At 67.2% G+C, this 1,369-nt stretch carries 1 tRNA gene and 1 pseudogene; both read left to right on the top strand.

The features are described from left to right. Positions 1-29: 29 nt before the first annotated feature. Positions 30-106, top strand: a tRNA-Met gene (locus AC1DVI_RS32335). 191 nt (positions 107-297) lie between these two features. Further along, a pseudogene (gene tnpC / locus AC1DVI_RS32330) lies at positions 298-1,155 on the top strand (IS66 family transposase); the annotation flags it as partial. Between the last annotated feature and the right edge of the window lie 214 nt (positions 1,156-1,369).

Genomic DNA, 1,369 nt, shown 5'->3' with positions numbered 1-1,369 from the left:
CGCACACGGTTCTCTTCCCAAGGAACATCCGCGGGGTGGAGCAGCCCGGTAGCTCGTCAGGCTCATAACCTGAAGGTCGCAGGTTCAAATCCTGCCCCCGCAACCAACTTTATCTGCTCGGCAAGGCCGGCTCCGGAAACGGGGCCGGCTTTCGCTGTTTTTGGACCCCGACACAGGATGCTAGCCAACGCACCGTGCAACTCCTCCTGCAGCGTTGACCTGAGACCGGAAAATTCCTCCAGGAATGGGTAGAGTCCGTCATCGAGGGGAGACGGACAGATGAGACGCAGCCGGTTCACCGAGACGCTGGAGGTGATCCCGCGCCGGTGGACGGTGATCCAGACGGTGCGGGAGCGGTTCTCCTGCCGGGCCTGCGAGACGATCAGCCAGCCGCCGGCGCCGTTCCACGCCACCCCGCGCGGCTGGGCCGGCCCCAACCTGCTGGCCACCCTCCTGTTCGAGAAGTTCGGCCAGCATCAGCCGCTGAACCGGCAGGCCGAACGCTTTGCGCGCGAGGGGGTGCCGCTCAGCCTGTCCACCCTGGCCGACCAGGTGGGCACCGCCGCCGTGGTGCTGAAGCCGCTGCACGACCTGATCGCCGCGCATGTGATGGCGGCCGGGCGGCTGCATGGAGACGACACGCCGGTGCCCGTGCTGGCCAAGGGCAAGACCGATACCGGGCGGCTGTGGGTGTATGTGCGTGATGACCGGCCGTTCGCCGGCCAAGCCCCACCGGCAGCGCTGTTCCACTATTCGCGCGACCGCAAGGGCGAGCATCCCGAACGGCACTTGGCCGGCTTCACGGGCTGGCTGCAGGCCGATGCGTTCGCCGGCTACAACCGGCTGTACGAACCCGGCCGCCGGCCGGGGCCGATCAGCGACGTGTTATGCTGGGCGCATGCACGGCGCGGCTTCTTCAAGCTGGCCGACATCGCCGCGAACACCAGACGCGGCAAGGACGCCCCACCAATCTCACCGCTGGCGCTGGAGGCCGTGAAGCGCATCGACGTCCTCTTCGATCTCGAGCGTGCCTTGAACGGCAAGCCGGTGGCCGAGCGGCTGGCGGCACGCCAGGAGCACGGCGTTGCCCTGGTAGCCGAACTGGAGAACTGGATGCGGACGGAGCGCGCCCGGCTCTCCCGCCATGCCCTGTCAAACGACATCCCGAACTGGTCCTTCCGCGTTTTTGGTGCAGCGGAATGACTGGAGCGCTGCCGTTCATGCGGCCTCCAGAACCCGATGACGCAGCAGGTCGAACTTGGCGCGGCCGCACATGGTTCGCTTGATGGTCTTCAAGCGGCTGATTTGTCCCTCCACCGGCCCGGTGCTCCACGGCAGCGATAGCGCCGTGCGGATCGCCGCGAGATCA

This window comes from Azospirillum sp. P4_B5 (assembly GCF_056402275.1).
The sequence above is the reverse complement of the archived record's forward strand: the minus strand, read 5'-3'. Positions and strand labels throughout refer to the sequence as shown.